Source organism: Mesorhizobium kowhaii (genome assembly GCF_042431665.1).
Taxonomy (GTDB): Bacteria; Pseudomonadota; Alphaproteobacteria; order Rhizobiales; family Rhizobiaceae; genus Mesorhizobium; species Mesorhizobium kowhaii.
Genome location: NZ_JBHLYT010000005.1, coordinates 20469 through 37114 on the forward strand (window position 1 = coordinate 20469; position 16646 = coordinate 37114).

A 16646-nucleotide genomic window follows, 5' to 3' on the forward strand; every position below is an offset into this window, starting at 1 on the left:
CAGAGCACGATCAGCAAAAGTGGAAGCCGGTTTTGCGTTTGATCGTGCTCCAGAATCAAAGCGGCGCATGATCTTATCGTCAAAGTCTTCAACTTTGACGGATCATGCGCTGTCCCGCCGCGACTTTAAACCGACCTTGTTTCAGGGCTTGATACGACGATGGACACGACAGCCCAACACGGCACGGCAAAGGAGAGGCCATTGGCCTCGACCCCACGTCTGACGCTGTCCGGCGTCTCAAAGAGCTTTCCCGGTGTGCGCGCGCTGCACGATGTCAGCCTGTCGCTCTATCCGGGCCAGGTGACAGCCCTGATCGGCGAAAACGGCGCCGGCAAGTCGACGCTGGTCAAGATCATGACCGGCATCTACCAGCCCGATACGGGCACCATCAGCATAGACGGCCAGGCCATCACTCTGCCCAGCGCGCACGCCGCCTTCGGCTATGGCGTTACCGCGATCCATCAGGAAACGGTGCTGTTCGACGATCTGACGGTGGCTGAAAACATCTTTCTCGGCCACGCGCCGCGCACGCGCTTCGGCACCATCGACTGGCGCACCATGCGCAAAAATGCGCGCGAAGTGCTCGACACCATGCATGCCGGCCATATCGACGCCGACGCGCGGTTGAAAGACCTCGGCATCGCCAACAAGCATCTGGTCGCCGTCGCGCGTGCCATGTCGATCGACGCCCAGATCGTCATCATGGACGAGCCGACCGCGGCGCTTTCGATGAAGGAGATCGAGGAGCTTTTCCTGCTCATCGAGTTCCTCAAGAGCGAAGGCAAGGCGATCCTGTTCATCAGCCACAAGTTCGACGAGATCTACCGCATCGCCGACCGCTACACGGTGTTCCGCGATGGCGAGATGATCGGCGAAGGCCTGATCAAGGATGCCGGCCAGAGCCAGATCGTGCGCATGATGGTCGGCCGCTCCGTCGACCATATCTTTCCGCAGCGCAAGGCCGAGATCGGCGCGCCGGTGCTTTCGGTTTCCGGCCTGTCGCATCCGACCGAGTTCAACGACATCGGCTTCGAATTGCACAAGGGCGAGATCCTCGGCTTCTACGGCCTTGTCGGCGCCGGGCGCAGCGAGGTGATGCAAGCGATATCCGGCATCACCCGCACCACTGGCGGCACGATCACGTTGGAAGGCAAGACGATCGCGCCGAAATCGGCGGCGGATTCGATCGATGCTGGCATCGTCTACGTGCCGGAGGAACGCGGCAAGCAAGGCGTGGTGATCGGCCTGCCGATCTTCCAGAACGTTTCGCTGCCCTCGCTCAAGCGCACCTCGAAATCCGGCCTGCTGCGGTTGGCGGAAGAGTTCTCGCTCGCCCGCTCCTACACCGAGCGGCTCGACCTGCGCGCCTCCTCGCTCAGCCAGGATGTCGGCACGCTGTCAGGCGGCAACCAGCAGAAGATCGTCATCGCCAAATGGCTGGCGACCACGCCCAAGGTGATCATCCTCGACGAACCGACCAAGGGCATCGACATCGGCTCGAAGGCCGCCGTGCACGGCTTCATGGCCGAACTGGTGGCGCAAGGCCTGTCGGTTATCATGGTGTCGTCCGAGCTGCCCGAAATCCTCGGCATGTCCGACCGCGTCGTCGTCATGCGCGAAGGCCTTGTCGCGGCGGTCTATGACAACAAGGGACTGGACGCCGAGACGCTGGTCAGGACGGCAGCGGGGATCGCGGCATGAAAGCCTTTCTCAAATACCGCGAAATCTGGCTGCTCGCGGCCATCGTCGTGCTGATCGGGCTGATCTCGACCCGCTTCCCAGCCTTTGCCGATCCCGGCAATCTGCGCCAGGTGTTCAACGACACCTCGATCCTGATGATCCTGGCGCTTGGCCAGATGGTGGTGATCCTGACCCGGTCGATCGACCTGTCGATGGCGTCCAACCTCTGCTTCACCGGCATGGTGGTGGCGATGCTGAACGCCGCGCATCCAGCGATCCCGATCCCGCTGCTGATCGTCATCGCACTGATCGTTGGGCTGGTGCTCGGCGCAGTCAATGGCCTGCTGGTGTGGCGGCTGAACATCCCCTCGATCGTGGTGACATTGGGCACACTGACGATCTATCGCGGCGCCACTTTCGTCCTGTCCGGCGGCGCCTGGGTCAATGCCGACAAGATGAGCCCCGACTTCATCGGCTTTCAGCGTGCGGCCTTCCTCGGCATTCCGGTGCTGTCGTGGATCGCCATCCTGGTGATCGCGCTGTTCTTCGTCTTGATGACGCGCACAGCGCTTGGCCGTTCGATCTATGCCATCGGCGTCAACCCGACGGCATCGGTCTATGCCGGCTTCGATGTCGGCCGGACGAAATTCATCGTCTTCTGCATCTCCGGCATGATCGGCGGGCTTTCCGGCTACCTCTGGATCTCGCGCTATGTGATCGCCTCGGTCGAGGTCGCCAACGGCTATGAGCTCAACATCATCGCCGCCTGCGTCATCGGCGGCATCTCGATCGCCGGCGGCATCGGCTCGGTCGGCGGCACGGTGCTCGGCGCGCTGTTCCTCGGCATCATTTCCAACGCACTGCCGGTGATCAACATCTCGCCCTTCTGGCAGATGGCGATTTCGGGCAGCGCCATCATTCTCGCCGTCGTGCTCAACGCGCGCAGCGAACGCCAGCAGGGCCGCATCATCCTCAAAAAAGTGGAGGCGGCATGACCGACGTCCCGGCCCCCCGCCACATTCCCGACCGGCTCGACAAGCCGCTGAGCTCAGCGATCTTTTCCTGGGAGGCGCTGCTGGTCGTGGTGGCCGCCGCCATCTTCGCCATCAACAGCTTCGCCTCGCCCTATTTCCTCGATCCCTATTCGCTGTCCGATCTCACCTTCAACTTCACCGAGAAGGGCCTGATCGCCTTTGCCATGGCGCTGCTGATCATTTCCGGCGAGATCGACCTGTCGGTGGCTGCCATCATCGCGCTGGCGTCGACCATGATGGGCATGGCGGTGCAGGCCGGCGCCGGCACGCCGGTGCTGGTGCTGATCGGCATCGTCGTTGGGCTCGGCTGCGGCGCCTTCAACGGCTTGCTGGTGACACGGCTGGGATTGCCGTCCATCGTCGTCACCATCGGCACGATGAGCCTGTTTCGCGGCATCGCCTTCATCATCCTCGGCGACCAGGCCTACAAAGGCTATCCCGAAAGCTTTGCCTTCTTCGGCCAGGGTTACGTCTGGTGGGTGGTGTCGTTCGAGTTGGTGCTCTTCCTCATCGCGGCCGTCGTCTACTGGTTCGTGCTGCACCGGACGAGTTTCGGGCGTCGCGTCTTTGCTATCGGCAACAATCCGGTCGCGGCACAGTTTTCCGGCGTGCGCGTCGGCCGCACCAAGTTCATCCTGTTTTGCCTGACCGGGCTGATGTCCGGCATCGCCGCGGTGCTGATCACCTCGCGGCTCGGCTCGACCCGGCCGTCAATCGCGCAGGGCTATGAGCTGGAAGTCATCACCATGGTGGTGCTCGGCGGCGTCAGCATCCTCGGCGGCGCCGGCAGCATTTTGGGCGTCGTGCTCGCCGCCTTCATCATGGGGCTGGTGACCTTCGGCCTTGGCCTGCTCAACGTGCCCGGCATCGTCATGTCGATCTTCATCGGCCTGCTGCTGATCATCGTCATCGCGCTGCCGATCGTCTGGCGGCGGCTGCGCGGAGGACGCTGATGGCTGAGAAATACGCATTCAAGATGAAGCTCAAGCCGGGCATGAAGGCCGAATACAGGAAGCGCCACGACGAGATCTGGCCATCGCTGGTCGCTCTCCTGAAGCAGGCCGGCGTTTCCGATTATTCGATCCATCTCGACGAGGAGACCAATATGCTCTTCGGCGTGCTGTGGCGGCGAGACGGCCACGGTATGGACGATCTGCCGAAGCATCCGGTGATGCAGCGCTGGTGGGCTCACATGGCCGACATCATGGAGACCAAGCCGGACAACGAGCCGGTGGCGGTGCCGCTGGAAACCGTGTTCCATATGGCATGAGCGCGATGCGCCACATCGCCGTCATCGACATCGGCAAGACCAATGCCAAGGTGGCGCTGGTCGATCTCGCGACGTTGAGTGAGATCGCGCTGCGCCGCATGTCGAATGCGCCAGTGCGGCAGGCGCCCTACCCGCATCACGATGTCGAGGCGTTGTGGACGTTTATCCTCGACAGCCTTGCCGGCCTCAACCGCGAACAGCGCATCGACGCCATTTCGATCACCACACATGGTGCTACGGGCACGCTGGTCGACGCCGCGGGCGAACTTGTGCTGCCAGTCCTCGATTATGAATTCGATGGCCCCGACAGGCTGGCTGCGGACTATGATGCGATCCGCCCACCCTTCGCCGAGACCGGCACGCCACGCCTGCCGCTCGGCCTCAATCTCGGCGCGCAATTCTTCTGGCAGCAGAAAAGCTTCCCGGCGGCGTTCGCCAAGGCCGCCGCGATGCTGATGTATCCGCAATACTGGGCGCTGCGCCTGACCGGGGTCGCCGCCAACGAGGTGACTTCGCTCGGCTGCCACACCGATCTGTGGAACCCGTGGAAAGCAGATTTTTCATCGCTGGTCGACCGCCTGGGTTGGCGCGACCTGATGGCGCCGGTGCGGCCAGCCAAGGACCGCCTCGGCCCGATCCTGCCCGCGCTTGCCGCGCGAACCGGCATCGATCCGCGAACGCCGGTGTTCTGCGGCCTGCACGATTCCAACGCCTCGCTGCTGCCGCATCTCCTGTCCGACGCGCCACCCTTCTCCGTGGTCTCGACCGGCACCTGGGTGGTGTCGATGGCCGTCGGCGGCAAACAGATTGTGCTGGATGCGGCGCGCGATACGCTGGTCAATGTCAGTGCGCTCGGCAACCCTGTCCCCTCGGCACGGTTCATGGGAGGCCGCGAGTTTTCCGTGCTGACGGAAGGCCATCCGGACAACTGGACCGAAGAGGATGTCGGCGCCGTGCTGGCGCAAAAGACATTGCTGCTGCCATCGACCCAGCAAGGGTCGGGACCGTTCCCGCACCATGCCGCGATATGGCTTGACGCTGACGGCATGAACAGTGGCCAGCGCTTTGCCGCCATCTCGTTCTACCTGGCACTGATAACGGCGACCTGCCTCGACCTGATCGGCGCCGACGGCCCGACCACGGTCGAAGGGCCCTTTGCCCGCAACCGGCTCTTTGTCGGCATGCTGGCGGCAAGCACGGCGCGCGCCGTTGTCGCGTCCGAGGCCGCCACCGGCACCAGTATCGGCGCCGCGTTGCTGGCTACGGACCGGGCAACGGCTCATGGCAAAGGCGAAAGAATGGAGCCGCCGACCGATCCGGCCTGGGTCAATTACGTCAGCGCGTGGCGTGCGGCGGTCGAAGCACAGGGATAGGGTCTGTTTGTTTGGGCATGATTTTTTCCGAAAACCGAAACCCACTTTTCGGCATCATGCCCAGCTACAAGATCCGCTTGCCGAAGGCCGACATGACGAAGTTGATCGTGTCGGTGCCGATCCGAGGTTCCAGATCCGCGCTCAGGCCCGAAACATCCATCGACAGCAGCCCACCGGAGAGCGCGATTGCCTCCATCGCCTGATGGGTTTCGCGCACGGTGAGGCCACCGGAGCCGGCGGCCCAGCCGGCGAATTCGGTGACATCAGGCGAATAGCTGACATGAAAACCCTGCGTGCCGGAGGTGGCGATGCGGATCGCCTCATGCATCAGGTCGCGCATGCCCATGGCGTCGATATCAGTCATGGTGAAGGCCGCAACGCGCGAATCTTTCAGCACTCTCACCTCGGCCGGATCGGCATGGCGCAAGCCAACGATGACGACATTCTCCGTCGACAGCTGCGGCTGCAGCGCACCCGCCTTGTGGTCGAGGCCGAGCGCGCGCGCCAGCACCGAGCCTTCCGGCAGGTCGATGCCGTCCTCATCCTCCGGCATCAGGGCGGCTATGGAATCGATCCAGATCAGGCCGAAGGAGTGCGTCGCGCGCGCCGTTGCCGTCAGCGCCTTGTGCGCGATGCGACGGTCGGCGCCGGCGGCCAGCCGGATCAGCCCCGATGGCGGTCGCTCGACATCGGCGAGTTCGACGACGTCGAAATTCATCGCCTCAAGCCGGGCGCCGGTTCCTTCCCGGGCCAGGATGCCGGCAGCGCCCTGTTCCGCCAGTATCGACACCATCTTGCGGCCGGAAAAATCCTCGACATCGTGCATCGGGGCCTTTTCGACATATTCCGAGGTCATCGCCAGCAGCATGGCGCCATAGCTCATGCGGAAGGCGACGCGGTCGCCGACGGCCGGCTGCGGATCGGCATCAGCGACATCCAGCAGCAGATGGTCGCTGGAGGCACCGAGCACCCGCACGCCCTTGGCGATCGGCGTCAGCCCCTCGACCAGCACATCCTCGCGGCCGATATTGGCGATGGCGCGCAGCCTGTCGCCCTTGTCGGGAAAGACAGGCTGGTTGCCGAAGGCGTCGTAGCCGGATTGCCCGATCGGCCGTGACGGCTTGAGCTTGACTTCGATGATGTCGCTGGTCAGGCGGCAAGCGTCGGGTTCGAGTTCAGCCCACGGCACATCGCGGAAGGTTTCGACGCCGCCTTGCAGGATCGCCTCGCCGACGCGCAGATTGTTGATGCCGGCCGGCAGCTTGCCTTCCAATAACAGCGGCAGTGACGACGAGGCGCCACCGGAAATCCAGTCGAGGCTTTTGCCGGACAGGCGCTCGGTCTTGTAGGCGTGGGCGACGAGCTGCCCGAGATTTTCCTCGGTCGGCATGATGGCGCCGAAACAGCCGAGATTGGTGCCGATGCCGGCGATGCGCACGCCCTTGAACTGCAGGATCTGCTCGACTGTGGGGATCAGGTCGCTCGGCCAGATGCCTTCGCGGAGATCGCCGAGGTCGATCATCAGCATGATGTCGTGGACGCGGCCCATGCGCTCGGCGATGCGCGAAATCTCGCGGATGATGGTCAGTTCCGACTGCAGGCTCACGTCGACGGTGCGCACCACTTCCTCGACACGCGCCATCGGCGGGCTGCGCAACAGCATGATCGGTGCGTTGATGCCGCTGTCACGCAGCCGGCGGATGTTTTCGAAACGCGATTCGGCGATGCCGGCGACACCACCGCGCAGCATGGCGCGCGCCACTTGCGGCATGCCGCAGGTGCCCTTGGTGACGCCGAACACCTTGATGCCCGACAGCGCGCAGCGTTCGACGATCGTGCGCGTGTTGCGCTCGATGCGGCCAAGGTCGATGGCGACTTGCGGTCCCGACATTCCTAGCCTCCGTAGACCAGTCCCTGCGGATCGATCTCCGGCTTGCGGCCGGCGACCAGATCGGCAAGGAATTTCCCCGAGCCGCAAGCCATGGTCCAGCCGACATGGCCATGGCCGGTGTCGAGATAGAGATTCTCATACCGCGCCTGGCCGATGACCGGCACCGAGTTTGGCATCATCGGCCGCAGGCCCGCCCACAGCTCCGCTTTCTTCTCGTCGAAGGCGCCGGGGAACAGATCCTTCCCGGTTCTGAACATGGCGGCGAAGTCGCTTGGCTTGTGGGTGCGGTCGAAGCCGGTGAATTCGGCGGTCGAGGCGAGCCGCAGCCGGTTGCCCAGCCTGGAATAGGCGATCAGCTGGTCCTCGTCGGCGCCGCCCATGGTCGGACCCTTGCTCTCGTCCTCCAAGGGCACCGTCGCCGTATAACCCTTCACGGGATAGACCGGCAGGTCGATGCCGTAACGGCGGCCAAGCAGGCCGCTTTCCGGCCCCATCGAGATGACCACGGCATCGCCGGCAATCGGACCGGCCGAAGTCATCACCGCGCGCACCCGGTCGCCCTCGATGTCGAGGCCTTCGACCGTCGTGCCGTAGAGAAATTTCACGCCGAGCTTTTCGGCGGCATAGGCGGCGAGTTTTTCCACGAACTGCCGGGAATCGCCGGTCTGGTCGATCGGCGAATAGACGCCACCGGCGATCTTTTCCTTCACGCCGGCAAGACCCGGTTCAAGCTCGATCAGCCGGTCGCGGCCGACGATCTCGATCGGCAGGCCATGCTCGGCCAGATAGCGATAATTGTCGGTGCCGGTGTCGAGACTGTGCTGCGAGCGAAAGAAATAGAGGATGCCTTTCTTGCGCTCGTCATAGCCGATGCCGGTGTCGGCGGAGATGGCGTTGATGCAGTCGCGCGAATAGAGCGCCAGGCGCAGCTTGACCCGGCTGTTGGCGCGCAAGCGCTCTTTCGTGCACTGGCGCAGGAAGCGCAGGCTCCAGACGAGGAAATAAGGATCGAAGCGCAGCCGCACCTTGATGCCGAGATCATGGTTGTAGAGCGCGCGCAGGAAGGTCTTCAGCGCCGCCGGCGAGGCCCAGGCGGTGGCGTCGCCCGGCGACACCAGGCCGGCATTCGACTGGCTGGTGCCGCGCGCCGGCGCCGCATGGCGCTCGATCACGGTGACGTCGTGACCTTCGCTGGCCAGATAATAGGCGGCCGCCGTACCGACAACGCCGGCCCCAAGCACCGTTATTTTCATGCCTCCCCCGAAACTCTTCGCGGCACAGCGCCTCCACGCCTGCCGCGAATGCCTTCAATAGCGCTTCACTGCCCGCCTTGCGAGCCCTTGGGAGAAAGCCCTTGTCAGCCCCGGACGGAGTTCTTGCCGGTCAGGATGCGCTCCCAGGCGAGCGCGTCGGCAACGATCTGGTCGAGATCGTCGCGTTGCGGGGTCCAGCCGAGTTCCGCGCGGGCGAGGTCCGAATTGGCAACCACCGCCGCGGCGTCGCCGGGACGGCGATCGCCCATCTTCACCTCGAAATCATGGCCAAAGGCGCGGCGCACGCTGTCGATGACCTCGAGCACCGAATAGCCATGGCTGTAGCCGCAATTGGCGACGAGGCTTTGTCCCCCATCACGCAGCCGCTGCAAGGCAAGGCGATGCGCCGCCGCCAGATCGCTGACATGGATGTAGTCGCGCATGCAGGTGCCGTCCGGCGTCGGGTAGTCGGTGCCGAACACCTGCATGAAGGGGCGTTTGCCGAGCGCCGTTTCGCAAGCGACCTTGATCAGATGGGTGGCGCCGGGCGTCGACTGGCCGGTGCGGCCCTTCGGGTCGGCGCCGGCGACATTGAAATAGCGCAGCGCGGTGTAGCGGAGCCCATGCGCGATCGCCGCATCGCGCAGCATCCATTCGCTCATCAGCTTGGACAGGCCATAGGGCGATTCCGGCGCCAGGCGGGCATCTTCGCGCACCGGCTCCAGTCCAGCGCCGCCATAGACGGCGGCGGTCGAGGAGAAGATGAAATTGGGCACGCCCTCGCGCACCGCGGTTTCGATCAGCGTGCGCGTCTTGCAGGTGTTGTTCTCGTAATAGCCGAGCGGGTCGGCGACCGATTCCGGGACCACGATGGAACCGGCGAAATGGATGATCGCGTCGACCCGATTGTCACGAATGATGCCGCCAACGAGTTCCTTGTCGGCGACATCGCCGACGACCAGCTTTGCCTCGGGCGCCACCGCCCATTCGAAGCCGGTCGAAAGGCGGTCGAGAACGACCACGCTTTCGCCGGCATCCAGCAACTCCCAGACCATATGGCTGCCGATATAGCCGGCACCGCCTGTCACCAAAACCGTCATCCCAGTCCTCGCATCTCAAGATTTATCGGAAACTGTCTCAACCACCGCCTTACTGGAAAGCCTGCCGCATGGCCATTAGAACCCGTGGTAACCGGCATCATCGGCATGTGGCATCATCCTGAAACAAAGTTGATCCACATCAAGGGAATAGGCCACGATCCGTGGTCGTTAGGAACAGGTCCGGGGCGTGGCATTTTGACCAAAAAGGCCCGGTGGACGACCAATAGGGCAATGATTATGATCCCGCGCAAAATTGGGAAGTCGACATGAACTATCAGCGGTTCTTCGAGGAAGCGATCGATCAGCTCCATGCCGAGCGTCGCTACCGCGTCTTCGCCGACCTCGAGCGTATTGCAGGCAAGTTTCCGCGCGCCATCTGGCGTTCCAATGGCCGCGCGGAGGAAATCACCGTCTGGTGCTCCAACGACTATCTCGGCATGGGCCAGCATCCCGATGTCATCGCCGCGTTCCAGAATGCGGCGGGCAAGATGGGCTCTGGCGCCGGCGGCACCCGCAACATTTCCGGCACCAGCAACCCGCTGGTCGAGCTCGAGCTGGAGCTTGCCGACCTGCACGACAAGGAGGCGGCCCTTGTCTTCACCTCCGGCTTCGTCTCCAACGAAGCGTCGATCTCGACCATCGCACGGCTTCTGCCCAACTGCCTGATCATTTCGGACGAACTGAACCACGCCTCGATGATCGAAGGCGTGCGGCGCTCGGGTGCGGAAAAGAAGATCTTCCGCCACAATGACGTCGCGCATCTGGAAAGCCTGCTGCAGGCGGCGGGCCGCGAACGCGCCAAGCTGATCGTCTTCGAAAGTGTCTATTCGATGGATGGCGACATCGCGCCGATCAAGCAGATCGTCGAGCTCGCCGAGCGCCACAACGCCATGACCTATATAGACGAGGTCCATGCCGTCGGCATGTACGGACCGCGTGGCGGCGGCATCACCGAGCGCGAAGGCCTCGCCGACCGCATCGACATCATCGAAGGCACACTGGCCAAGGCATTCGGCACGCTCGGCGGCTACATCACCGGCACCAGCGCTGTCATCGACGCCGTGCGCTCCTATGCGCCGGGCTTCATCTTCACCACGGCGCTGCCACCGGCGATCGCCGCTGCCGCGACCACGTCGATCCGCCATCTCAAGCGCTCGCAGGCCGAGCGCGATGCGCAACAGCGGCAGGCGACGCGAACCAAGCAGATCCTCTCCGCCGCCGGCCTGCCGGTGATGGAGTCGCCCACTCATATCGTGCCGCTGCTGGTCGGCGACCCGGAGCTGTGCAAGATGGCGAGCGACCGCCTGCTTGGCGTGCACGGCATCTACATCCAGCCGATTAATTACCCGACCGTGCCGCGCGGCACGGAGCGGCTGCGCATCACACCGACCCCGTTCCATTCCGACGCGCTGATCGCCGAGTTGCAGGACGCGCTGGTCGAGACCTGGGACGCGCTCGGCATTCCCTACGGCTCCGCAGGCCGTCCGTCGGTGGCCAAGAGCGACCGGATCATTCCGCTGCTGGTGCCCAAGTCAGGCGGCTGAAGCCCGTTTGAAACTCTACTCAAACGCTCTTCATCCACTTCGCCAGCCGGTGCGCCGCTTCCTCGACCTGGTCGAGGCGGCGGTGGAAGCACAGCCTGAGAAAGGCTTCGCCACCGGGGCCGAAGGCGGTGCCGGGCGCCAGACCGACATTGGCCTTGTCGACGATGTCGAAAGCGGCGCTCCGTGAATCGGTGATGCCGTCGACCGTGAAGAACAGATAAAACGCGCCTTGCGGCACGGTGAACCGGGCGCGGCCGGTGGCGCCGAGAATGCCGCAGACCAGGTCGCGCGCCTTCCTCGCCCGCTCGATCTGTTCGGCGATGAAACCATCGCCCTCATCAAGGGCGGCGACCGCGCCGCGCTGCATGAACTGGGCGACGCCGGAGTTCGAATACTGGATCAGGTTCTCGAACACCTGCTGCAAGGCGGGATGGGTCTTGATCCAGCCGACGCGCCAGCCGGTCATCGCCCAGTTCTTGGAGAAACTGTTGACGAACAGGATGCGATCCTCGGCAGTGGCGATGTCGAGGAAGGACGGCGCACGGCCATGGCCATAGTGGAACAACGAATAGATCTCATCGGCGATGATCCAGAGGTTTTTCGCACGCGCAAGATCGAGGATCGCCTGCAAGGTCTCATGGTCGGCGGTCCAGCCCGTCGGGTTCGACGGCGTGTTGATGAACAGCGCCTTGGTGCGCGGCGTGATCGCCGCCGCGATCTTCTCGACGTCGCAGGACCAGCCATTGCCGGAATGGTCGAGCGTGACCGGCACCGGAACGGCTCCCGATATCACCGCGGCAGCGTCGAAATTCGGCCAGGCCGGCGACAGATAGACAACCTCGTCGCCGGCGCCGGCGAGCGCGTCGAGCGCCAGCTGGATGGCATGCATGCCGGACCCGGTGACGATGAACTGTTCCTCGGGGAAGGTCTTGCCGAAATGCCTGGCGTAGTAGCGGGCAAGCGCCTGCCTGAGATCGGGGATGCCCCTTTGCCAGGTGTAGAACGTCTCGCCGCCGGCCAGCGCCTTCGACGCGGCATCGGTGATGAATGGAGGCGTCGGCAGGTCGCCCTCACCGGCCCAGAGCGGGATCATGCCCTCGCGCAGGCGGCCGTAATTGACGACGGCGACAATGCCGCTTTCGGGCGCTGCGCGGGCTTCCGCGCGCAAGCTGTCGATCAAGGTCATGGCGGCTCCGTTCCAATCTCGGGCGTTAATCAGCGCTCCTTACCAGATGCGAAAACAGAAAACCCCGGCCGCGAACGACCGGGGTTTTGGTCCAGCAATGCTGTACTAAACTATCTTTTGGCGAGCAGGTCGCGAATTTCGGTCAGCAGCGCAACGTCGGCGGGCGGCGGCGCGGCAGGTGCTGCCGGCTTCTCGGCCTCAAGCCGCTTGCGCAGATTGTTCACCGCCTTGACCATCAGGAAGATAATGAAAGCGAGGATGATGAAATTCAGCGCCACCGTTATGAAGCTGCCAAAGGCGAAAACAGCGCCTTGCTTTTTGGCGTCCGCCAGCGAGGTGGCGTTGACGGCCGAGGACAGTCCAAAGAAATAGTTGTTGAAGTCCAATCCACCGAAAATCGCGCCGACGATCGGCATGATGATATCGTTGACAAGGGAATCGACAATCTTGCCAAAAGCAGCGCCGATGATGACGCCGACGGCCAAGTCCATCACGTTGCCCTTGGAAATGAATTCCTGGAATTCTTTCAGCATTCGACCCTCCTTGTCATGACCGGCCCCGCTGCCGTTCCGTCCTTGCGGCATCGACCTGAAGACAACATAACAAAAACCTGGGGTTGCAACATGGGCGAAAAGGAGAAAACAACCGGTTTCGCCTTACCTTGCGGCACCTTGGCTGTGTGGTGTCTGAATGTCGCGGCCGCAATCATGCTTCCAAAGCCGCAATGGACTCGGACGCCAAGCTGTGATTGCGTTCGGACAAGCCGGACAAAAAGACGGCAAAGGAGGAAATTCCAGGCGTGCAGGGCTTGTTCATCGTCATCATCGCGATCGCCTATGTGACGCTGTTGTTCGCCATCGCCAGCCTGGGCGATCGCCGTTCGGCGATATCCGGGCCGAGCCGGGCGCGGCCGTTCATCTACGCGCTCAGCCTTGCCATTTACTGTACGTCCTGGACCTTCTTCGGCTCGGTCGGCCTCTCCTCCGAGCGCGGCCTCGAATTCCTCGGCATCTATACCGGCCCGATACTGGTGTTCGTGTTCGGTTTTCCGCTGCTCAACCGCATCGTGCGGCTGGCCAAGACAGAGAAGATCACCTCGATCGCCGACTTCCTCGGCGCCCGCTATGGCAAGAGCTTCACCGTCGCCGCGATCGCGACCCTGATCGCCACCATCGGCGCGGTGCCCTATATCGCGCTGCAGTTGAAGGCGATCTCCGGTTCGGTCAGCCTGATGGTCGAGCACTACACGGGCTCACCACCCTCCTTCGATCCGTTCGTCAGCGACATCTCGCTGGTCGTTGCCATGCTGCTGGCGCTGTTTGCGGTGCTGTTCGGCACCCGCCACGCCGACGCCACCGAACATCAGGACGGGCTGGTGCTCGCAGTGGCGGTCGAGACCGTGGTCAAGCTCGCCGCCTTCCTGGCGATCGGCCTGATGGTCACCTTCCTGATTTTCGGCGGCCCGGGCGATATGTTCGACAAGCTCGCCCAGAACGCACAGGTCCGGCAGGCGATGGGCTACAGCACCTCGCTTGCCACCTGGCTGGTGCTGACTTGCCTGAGCGGCTTTGCCATCATCATGCTGCCGCGGCAATTCTACGTCACCATCGTCGAGAACCGCGACGAGGCCGAGTTGCGCACCGCGACATGGGTGTTTCCGCTCTACCTCGTGGCGATCAATTTGTTCGTGCTGCCGATCGCCTTTGCCGGCCTGTCGCTGGTCGGCACCGGGACCAGCAGCGATCTCTATGTGCTGTCGCTGCCTTTGTTCAGCGGCCATGATCTGCTGGCGATGGCAGCCTTCATCGGCGGCCTGTCGGCGGCAACGGCCATGGTGATCGTCGAAAGCGTCGCGCTGTCGATCATGATCTCCAACGACCTCGTCATTCCGCTGTTCGTGCGCCGCCTGCTCAAGACCTCGACCTCCGAGAACGAAGACTGGTCGACGCTCATCCTCAATGTGCGGCGCGGGGCGATCTTCATCCTGCTGTTCATCGCCTTCCTTTACTACCGTGAGAGCACCAACAGCGCGCGCCTGTCGTCGATCGGCCTGATGTCCTTCGCGGCCATCGCCCAGTTCGCGCCGGCGCTGATCGGCGGGCTGATCTGGCGCGGCGCCAATGGCAGGGGTGCAGCACTCGGCATGGTCGCCGGCATCCTCGTCTGGGGCTACACGCTGCTGTTTCCATCGCTTGCCGCACCCGATACCGGTATCATCGTGCACGGACTGTTCGGCTTCGAGGCGTTGCGGCCGCAGGCACTGTTCGGCACCGTCGCCGAACCGCTGAACCACGGCGTGTTGTGGAGCCTGTCGATCAATGCGGTGTTCTTCGTGCTCGGCTCGCTGTCGCGCGCGTCGGTGCCGCTGGAACGCATCCAGGCGTCGATCTTCGTGCCGCGCGATGCCGGCCCGATGCCCAGCCTGCGCCGCTTCCGCACCGCCATCACTGTCAACGACCTCAAGGACACGATCTCGCGCTATCTCGGCGTCGAGCGCACCGAGCGGTCCTTCCAGTCGTTCGAAAAGACCAACGGTGCCTCGCTGCACGGCAACGAGCAGGCGAGCATGGACGTCATCCGATTTTCCGAGCAGCTGCTGGCCAGCGCCGTCGGTTCTTCCTCGGCACGGCTGATCCTGTCGCTGCTGTTTCGGCGCCACGACCGCGAATCCAAGGATGCCTTCCGGCTGCTCGACGACGCCACCGAGGCGCTGCAGCACAACCGCGACCTCTTGCAGATCGCGCTCGACCAGATGGAGCAAGGCATCACCGTCTTCGATCGCGATTTCCGCCTGATCTGCTGGAACCGCCAGTACCGGGCGCTGTTCGACCTGCCCGACGAGATGGGTCAGGTCGGCGTCTCGCTCGACCGCATCCTGCGCCATCTCGCCGAGCGTGGCGACATTCCGGCGGACCAGCGTGTGGCGATGCTCAACCGGCTGACCAGTTTCGTCAGCCCATGGCAGATGGAATTGAAGACCAGCGGCCGCATCCTGGAGCTGCGTTCCAACCCGATGCCGGATGGCGGCATCGTCGCCACCTATGCCGACATTTCCGGACGCGTAGAACAGGATCTGGCGCTGAAGCGCGCCAATGAATCACTGGAGCAGCGCGTCAAGACCCGCACCATCGAGTTGACCCGCGTCAACGAGGAACTGGCGCAGGCACAGATGCTGGCCGAGGAAGCCAATCTCGGCAAGACGCGCTTCCTCGCTGCCGCTGGCCACGACATCCTGCAGCCGCTGAATGCCGCCCGGCTCTATTGCTCGTCACTGATCGAGAAGGCCGGCAAGGGGCCTGCCGGCAAGGCAGCGGTCAACATCGAATCCTCGCTGGAATCGGTCGAGACCATTCTCGGCGCCGTGCTCGATATCTCCCGCCTCGATGCCGGCGCAATGAAGCCGGACGACACCGCCTTCAACCTCGACGGACTGCTGCGCCAGATCGGCAATGATTTTCGGCCGCTGGCCGCCGAAAAGAAGCTCGGCCTGACGATCATGCCGTCATCGCTGACCGTGATGACGGACCGCAACCTGCTGCGCCGCCTGATCCAGAATCTCGTCTCCAACGCCATCAAATACACGCGGAACGGCCGTGTGCTGGTTGGCGTGCGGCGACGCGGCGAACTGGCCGAGATCCAGGTGATCGACACCGGCATCGGCATCGCCGGCGACAAGTTGAACACTGTCTTTCACGAGTTCACCCGGCTGGACGAAGGTGCGCGCGAAGCCGAGGGCCTCGGTCTCGGCCTCTCCATCGTCGACCGTATCGCCCGGGTGTTGCGCCTGGAGATCCGGATCTTTTCCAATCCGGCCAAGGGTACGCGCTTCTCCGTCATCCTGCCGGTCGCGGCGGTACAGGAGCCGCGACGCGAGATCGAAACCAGGGCTCCTGCCCATGCGACGGCTTCGCTGGCCGGGTTGCGCGTGCTCTGTATCGACAACGATGCCCGCATCCTCGAAGGCATGCGGCTCCTGCTCGAGGGCTGGGGCTGCAGTGTCGACACGGTGTCCGGCTCAAGGGATCTGGCGAGTGCCACGATGCACCGCCCGGACATCGTCCTTGCCGACTACCATCTCGACGGTGAAACCGGCCTCGACATCATCGTCAGGTTGCGCGCGATCCATGGCGACACCCTGCCGGCCGTGCTGGTCACCGCCGACCGCTCCAACGAGGTGCGCACAGTCGCGGGCGGGCTCGAGATTCCGTTGATCAACAAGCCGCTGAAACCGGCGGTGCTGCGTTCGACGATGGCCAGGGTCAGGCCGCTGGCATCGGCCGCCGAATAATCCAGTCGTTTGATTTCGCCGGGGACC

12 protein-coding genes are annotated in these 16646 nt (G+C 63.7%); 7 read left to right on the forward strand and 5 right to left on the reverse strand.

Features of this window, described 5'->3' with window-relative positions:
• Positions 1-159 precede the first annotated feature (159 nt).
• The 5 genes from ACFFNA_RS03680 to ACFFNA_RS03700 are packed head-to-tail and all read left to right on the forward strand — an operon-like array spanning position 160 to position 5357.
• Positions 160-1701 carry a sugar ABC transporter ATP-binding protein gene (locus tag ACFFNA_RS03680; RefSeq protein WP_378915691.1) on the forward strand — a complete coding sequence of 514 codons (1542 nt, stop codon included), beginning with the start codon at positions 160-162 and terminating at the stop codon, positions 1699-1701.
• Positions 1698-2675, forward strand: coding sequence for an ABC transporter permease (locus ACFFNA_RS03685; protein ID WP_378915693.1), 978 nt, complete (start codon positions 1698-1700; stop codon positions 2673-2675). Before ACFFNA_RS03680 ends, ACFFNA_RS03685 begins: the two co-directional genes overlap by 4 nt.
• Positions 2672-3667 (forward strand): ABC transporter permease, encoded by a 996-nt coding sequence (locus tag ACFFNA_RS03690; protein ID WP_378915695.1) that lies wholly within the window; start codon positions 2672-2674, stop codon positions 3665-3667. Before ACFFNA_RS03685 ends, ACFFNA_RS03690 begins: the two co-directional genes overlap by 4 nt.
• The gene (gene rhaM / locus ACFFNA_RS03695; RefSeq protein WP_378915697.1) at positions 3667-3984 is read left to right on the forward strand and encodes an L-rhamnose mutarotase; all 318 of its coding nucleotides are present in this window, start codon (positions 3667-3669) and stop codon (positions 3982-3984) included. The genes ACFFNA_RS03690 and rhaM overlap by 1 nt, the downstream gene beginning before the upstream one ends.
• Positions 3981-5357: an FGGY-family carbohydrate kinase gene (locus tag ACFFNA_RS03700; RefSeq protein WP_378915699.1), complete on the forward strand. Its 1377-nt coding sequence runs from the start codon at positions 3981-3983 to the stop codon at positions 5355-5357. Before rhaM ends, ACFFNA_RS03700 begins: the two co-directional genes overlap by 4 nt.
• Positions 5358-5421: 64 nt before the next feature.
• On the opposite strand, the gene ACFFNA_RS03705 is transcribed toward ACFFNA_RS03700, so the two are convergent.
• From ACFFNA_RS03705 to galE, 3 genes are all read right to left on the reverse strand, one after another.
• Positions 5422-7248 (reverse strand): alanine racemase, encoded by a 1827-nt coding sequence (locus ACFFNA_RS03705; protein WP_378915701.1) that lies wholly within the window; start codon positions 7246-7248, stop codon positions 5422-5424.
• A 2-nt stretch (positions 7249-7250) separates the two neighbouring features.
• On the reverse strand, positions 7251-8501 hold the full coding sequence (locus ACFFNA_RS03710; RefSeq protein ID WP_378915703.1) for a D-amino acid dehydrogenase: 1251 nt from the start codon (positions 8499-8501) through the stop codon (positions 7251-7253).
• 104 nt (positions 8502-8605) lie between these two features.
• Complete coding sequence (gene galE / locus ACFFNA_RS03715; RefSeq protein WP_378915705.1) at positions 8606-9601, reverse strand: UDP-glucose 4-epimerase GalE; 996 nt, start codon at positions 9599-9601, stop codon at positions 8606-8608.
• 266 nt (positions 9602-9867) lie between these two features.
• Between galE and hemA the strand changes: the two genes are divergently transcribed.
• Complete coding sequence (hemA, locus tag ACFFNA_RS03720; protein ID WP_378915707.1) at positions 9868-11145, forward strand: 5-aminolevulinate synthase; 1278 nt, start codon at positions 9868-9870, stop codon at positions 11143-11145.
• 19 nt (positions 11146-11164) lie between these two features.
• Here the strand turns inward: hemA and ACFFNA_RS03725 are convergent, their stop codons facing one another.
• Both ACFFNA_RS03725 and mscL read right to left on the reverse strand, forming a co-directional pair.
• On the reverse strand, positions 11165-12331 hold the full coding sequence (locus tag ACFFNA_RS03725) for a pyridoxal phosphate-dependent aminotransferase (protein WP_378915709.1): 1167 nt from the start codon (positions 12329-12331) through the stop codon (positions 11165-11167).
• Positions 12332-12441: 110 nt separating this feature from the next.
• A complete protein-coding gene (mscL, locus tag ACFFNA_RS03730; protein WP_111545369.1) occupies positions 12442-12864 on the reverse strand; it encodes a large conductance mechanosensitive channel protein MscL in 423 nt (140 codons plus the stop codon).
• Between the two features lie 266 nt (positions 12865-13130).
• Between mscL and ACFFNA_RS03735 the strand changes: the two genes are divergently transcribed.
• Positions 13131-16619 (forward strand): PAS domain-containing hybrid sensor histidine kinase/response regulator, encoded by a 3489-nt coding sequence (locus tag ACFFNA_RS03735; protein WP_111545370.1) that lies wholly within the window; start codon positions 13131-13133, stop codon positions 16617-16619.
• Positions 16620-16646 lie beyond the last annotated feature (27 nt).